The 5138-nt window shown below is 65.0% G+C and carries 3 protein-coding genes; all 3 read right to left on the bottom strand.

Annotated elements, in window-relative coordinates:
- Window positions 1-3128, bottom strand: a 3128-nt coding sequence (locus tag AX729_RS20790; RefSeq protein WP_061026241.1) for an efflux RND transporter permease subunit, incomplete at its 3' end; no start/stop codon positions are given.
- Entirely contained in the window at window positions 3121-4110 is a 990-nt protein-coding gene (gene ihpB / locus AX729_RS20785) for a divalent metal ion exporter adaptor subunit IhpB (protein WP_061026240.1), read from the bottom strand. The genes ihpB and AX729_RS20790, both read right to left, overlap by 8 nt.
- On the bottom strand, window positions 4107-5138 hold a 1032-nt coding region (ihpA, locus tag AX729_RS20780; RefSeq protein ID WP_061026239.1), incomplete at its 5' end, for a divalent metal ion exporter subunit IhpA. The genes ihpB and ihpA, both read right to left, overlap by 4 nt.

Below are 5138 nucleotides of genomic sequence, written 5' to 3'. Positions count from 1 at the left end.
AGCACCAGCAGCGTCAGGATCGTCGAGGAGATGATGCCGCCGATGACGACGGTGGCCAGCGGCCGCTGCACCTCCGCGCCGGCGCCCGTCGCGATCGCCATGGGAACGAAGCCCAGCGAGGCGACCAGCGCCGTCATCAGCACGGGGCGCAAGCGGGTCACCGCGCCTTCATGGACGGCCTCGAGCACGGACCTTCCTTCGTGTCTCAGCTTTTCGATGAACGCGATGATGACCAGGCCATTGAGCACCGCGACGCCGGAGAGTGCGATGAAGCCGACGCCCGCACTGATCGACAGCGGGATACCTCGCAGCAGCAGCGCCAGCACGCCGCCGGTCAGCGCCAGCGGGACGCCGCTGAACACCAGAAGCGCATCGGCGATCGATCCGAAGCTCATGAAGAGCAGCAGCAGCACCAGCAGCAGGGCCACCGGAACGACGATGGTCAGCCTCTTGGTCGCCGAGACCAGTTGCTCGAACTGCCCTCCCCAGCCGATCCAGTAACCGGCCGGCAGCTTGACCTTTTGCGCCACCGCGTCCTGCGCCTCCGACACAAACGAACCGAGGTCACGCTCGCGGACGTTGGCCGTCACGACGATGCGCCGCTTACCGTTCTCGCGGCTGATCTGGTTCGGACCAGGCGCGGAATCGACAGTCGCCACCGACGACAGCGGAACGTAGCGGGGCTGAGCTCCGGCGGTCCCTGCCAAGGCGGTCTTGGTGATGGTGGCCGAACCGGGCTCCTCGGCCGGCAAGGGAATCGGGATCGCGCGGATCGCCTCGATGTTGCCGCGCAGCCGCTCCGGAAGGCGGACGACGATGTCGAAACGACGATCCCCTTCGAACAGCTTCCCGACGCTCTTTCCGCCGACGGCGATCTCGACGATGTTCTGCACATCGCCGACGCTGAGGCCGTAGCGCGAGAGGGCCCGTCGGTCGAGCTTTACGGTGAGGATTGGCAGGCCCGCGACCTGCTCAGTCTTGACGTCGGTAGCTCCACGGATGCCCTGTATCACCGACTGCACCTGGCTGGCCGCGCCTTGCAGCACGTCGAGATCGTCCCCGAATATCTTGATGCCGACGTCGCTGCGGACGCCCGAGATCAGTTCGTTGACGCGCAACTGGATCGGCTGCGAGACCTCATAATTGCTGCCGGGAATGTCGTTGGCGGCCTTCTCGATCTCCTCGACCAGTTCAGCCTTCGGCTTTTCCGGATCCGGCCACTCGCTGCGCGGCTTGAGCATGACGTATCCGTCCGACATCGACGGCGCCATGGGATCGGTCGCGACCTCAGCCGTGCCCGTCCGGGTGAAAAACTCCTTCACCTCGGGCAGTTGTTGTATCCTGTTTTCCAGCGCCATCTGCAGATCGAGCGACTGCGTCAGGCTCGTTCCGGGAATCCGGATCGCGGCCAAAGCGACGTCGCCCTCATCGAGGCTCGGGATGAACTCGCCACCCATGCGGCTCGCGGCGAACAAGCTCGCGCCGACGATCACAACCGCCAAGACCGCCACGACGCCCCGGAAGGCGATCGCACGGTCTAGAAGCGGCAGATAGACGCGCTTGGCGCCGCGCATGAAGAAGTTCTCCTTCTCGGACACCTTGCCGGTGACCACGATCGCGACGGCTGCGGGCACGAAGGTGACCGAGAACAGCGCCGCTGCGGCAAGCGCCATCAGCACGGTCAGCGCCATCGGCGTGAACATCTTGCCTTCGACCCCTGTCAGGGTCAGCACCGGCAGGTAGACGACCGCGATGATCAGCGTTCCGAATAGGCTCGGTTTGATGACCTCTGCCGAGCCGTTGCGGATCGTCTCCAGCCGCTCTTCCAGGCTCAGCAGCCGGCCCTTCTCATGCTGCGCCTCCGCGAGCAATCGGAGACAGTTCTCGACGATGATGACTGCACCGTCGACGATGATGCCGAAGTCGATGGCCCCGAGGCTCATCAGGTTGGCGCTGACCTTCGTTTCGACCATGCCGGTGACAGTCATCGCCATCGACAACGGGATGACGCAGGCCGTGACCAGGGCTGCCCGGAAGTTGCCGAGGATGAGGAACAGCACGACGATGACGAGGATCGCGCCCTCGACGAGATTCTTCTCGACCGTCTTGACCGTCGCGTCGACGAGGTGGGTCCGGTCATAGACCGCCCGGGCGACGACGCCGTCCGGAAGCGATTTGGCTATGTCGTTCAGCTTGGCCGCAACCCGCTGCGCCACTGCGCGGCTGTTCTCGCCGATCAGCAGCATGGCGGTACCAAGAACCGTCTCCTTCCCGTTGAGGGTCGCTGCGCCGGTGCGGAGATCCTTGCCTTCGGCGACCTGGGCCACGTCCCTCACCCGGACCGGTACGCCGCCTCGCGAGCCGATGACGATGTCCTCGATCTCGGCAATGTTGGCGACCTGGCCCGGGGTCCGGACCAGGTACTGCTCGCCGTTCCTCTCGATGTAGCCGGCGCCGACATTGGCGTTGTTGGCGGCGAGCGCCGTCATCACGTCGCGAAAGCCGAGCTTGTAGGCCATGAGCTTGCCCGGATCAGGCAGCACGTGGAATTGACGCTCGAACCCGCCGATCGTGTTGACTTCGATGACGCCCGGCACGTTGCGGAGCTGCGGCTTGATGATCCAGTCCTGGATCGTCCGCAGATCGCTCGGCGTGAACTCCTTGCCGCCCGGCGCCTTCGCACCCGGCTTGGCTTCGACCGAATAGTGGAAGATTTCCCCGAGGCCCGTCGCGACGGGGCCCATGGCGACTTCGACTCCGGCGGGAAGCTGATCCTTAACCTGCTGGATCCGCTCGTTGACGAGCTGGCGCGCGAAGTAGATGTCGGTGCCGTCCTGGAAGACGACCGTCACCTGGCTGAGGCCATATCGCGACAAGGAGCGGGTGTATTCGAGCTTGGGCAGCCCGCCCATTGCCGTCTCGACGGGGAACGTGATGCGCTGCTCGGTCTCCAGCGGCGAATAGCCCGGTGCCTGCGTGTTGATCTGCACCTGCACGTTGGTGATGTCGGGCACTGCATCGATCGGCAGCCGGGTGAAATTCCAGCCGCCGAAGGCCAAAAGCCCAAGCACGAACAGGATCACCAGCCAACGCTGGCGGATGGAGAACTCGATGAGGCGCTCAATCATGCTCGGCCTCTCCCTTGCCCATCTCCGCCTTCACGACGAATGAGTTTTGCGCCACGTATTTCTCGCCCGCCTTTACTCCCGCCCGAACCTCCACGAACTTCTGATCGGCGTCCCCGAGTTCCACCGGCCGCGCTTCGAGCTTGTCGTCGCCTTCGCGAACGAATACGACGGTCTTGTTTTCGAAGGTTTGGATCGCGCCGGCTTGGACGGCGACCGGCACCTTCCGCTCGGCAAGAATCAGGCGGGCCGTCACGAACAGTCCGGGCCGTAGCCGTCCGTCCGGGTTCGGCAATACCACTCGCGCGATAGCTGTCTGGGTCTCACTCGCACCGACTGGCGCCAGGTAGGAGATCTTGCCTTTGATATCGCCGGCGTTGTCGTCCGGATCGATCAGGACCTCGTCTCCGATCCGTACGCGCCTGAGATCCTGACGGTAGATCGACAAGTCGACCCAGATCGTCGACAGGTCCGCCACGACGAACGACGGCTTCTGCTCGGAGACGTATTCGCCGAGTGAGATCTGACGGTCGATCACTGTGCCGGCGATCGGCGCCTTGAGATCATAGACCGTCAAGCTCTGGTTGCTCTCGATGGATGCCAGCAGATCGTCCTTGCCGATCACGTCGCCGATCCGGCGCTTGATCGCACGCGCGATGCCGGGAAAGCGCGGCGTGACCTGGACCACCGTCTCCTGATTGGCGCGCAGGACGCCATTGAACGACAAGGTTTCGGTCAGGGTCGCCGGGCCCGCTTCGGCGAAGGTGGCGCCGGCTGCCGCCAACTTGACATCGCTGATCACGATGCGGTCGGCGCCATGTTCGTCCTTCTCGGCGTGCTCGTTGCCGGCCTTCTCCTCCTTCGCGTCCTGCTTCGCGGCCTGCTGCGTCGCGGCGGGTGCGTCCTTGGGTGTCAGCATGCGATAGCCGAGGGCGCCGGCGGCGGCCGCGACCAGTGCGAGGACGATTGCGCTCGAAGTCTTCATCGTGCGCTCTCCCGCGCCAGAGCGAAGGGATTGCCGACGAGTCCTTCGATCGTGGCAACGGCGACGTGGTAGTTCTGCAGCGCCTCCTGCTCCCGCAGACGAGCCTGGGTGACGTTGGCCTGTGCGTCCAACACTTCGAGCAGCGAGAAGCGCCCGGCGCCGTAACCCTGTTCGATCTCGTTGGAAGCGGCTTGGGCCTTTGGGATGCCGGAGTCGCGAAGGATCGCGAGTTCCCGCAGCGAGCCCTGCACGTTGTCGTAGGCCCGGCCGGCGACGACGATCAGCGTGTTGCGGTTCGCCTCGCGTTCCGCCCGCGTCTTGGCGAGGTTCTGCTGTGCCGAGAGGATGTTGCCCTGGTTCTGATCGAAGATAGGTATCGGAACCGTTAGGCTGAGCCGCACCGCGTCGTCGTTGGTCTCGTTGTAGTGTCGCCATCCGGCCGAAAGGCGAACGTCAGGATAAGGCCTGAGCCGCGCCAGCAGCAGTTCGGCGTTGCGTTGCGCATAGACCGCATTCCACCGGACCAGTTGCGGGTTGGCGTCGATGGCGGCGATCACCGTCTGAAACGACGGCGCGCGCGTGGTGGCGTCGAGCCGTCCGGAGACGTTGCCGAACTTTGGGGAAGTGTCGCCCATGAGCACAGCGAGTTCGCGGCGCGCACTGGCTAGGTTCGCCTTGGTGCGCTCGCGATCGGCCTTAACGAGGGCCGCCGCGACCTCGGCGCGGCCGGTCTCGGCAGGCGACGACGCACCGGCATCGACCCGGCGCTGAAGCAACGGCGTCAGCCGCTCAAGAGCGGCGACCTGCTCGTCGAGGATCTGGATCCGCCGCTGCAGCCCGAGCACGTTCAGAAACGCAATGGCCGTTTCCGACAGAATCTGCAGACGCACCGTCTGCCGCTCGATCGTCGCCCCGTTGACGCCGGCCTGGCCGGCCGCGATGCGGGCCTCGCGCTTGCCGAACAGCTCGAAAAGCTGGCTGATCTGCAGCGTCGTCTCGGCCGACTTCGTCCCGCGATAGATGCCCGA

Origin of the sequence: Bradyrhizobium sp. CCH5-F6, from assembly GCF_001556045.1 — a bacterium.
Classification (GTDB): domain Bacteria; phylum Pseudomonadota; class Alphaproteobacteria; order Rhizobiales; family Xanthobacteraceae; genus Bradyrhizobium.
Note: the sequence above shows the minus strand (reverse complement) of the source record. Positions and strands in the feature narration are given on the sequence as shown.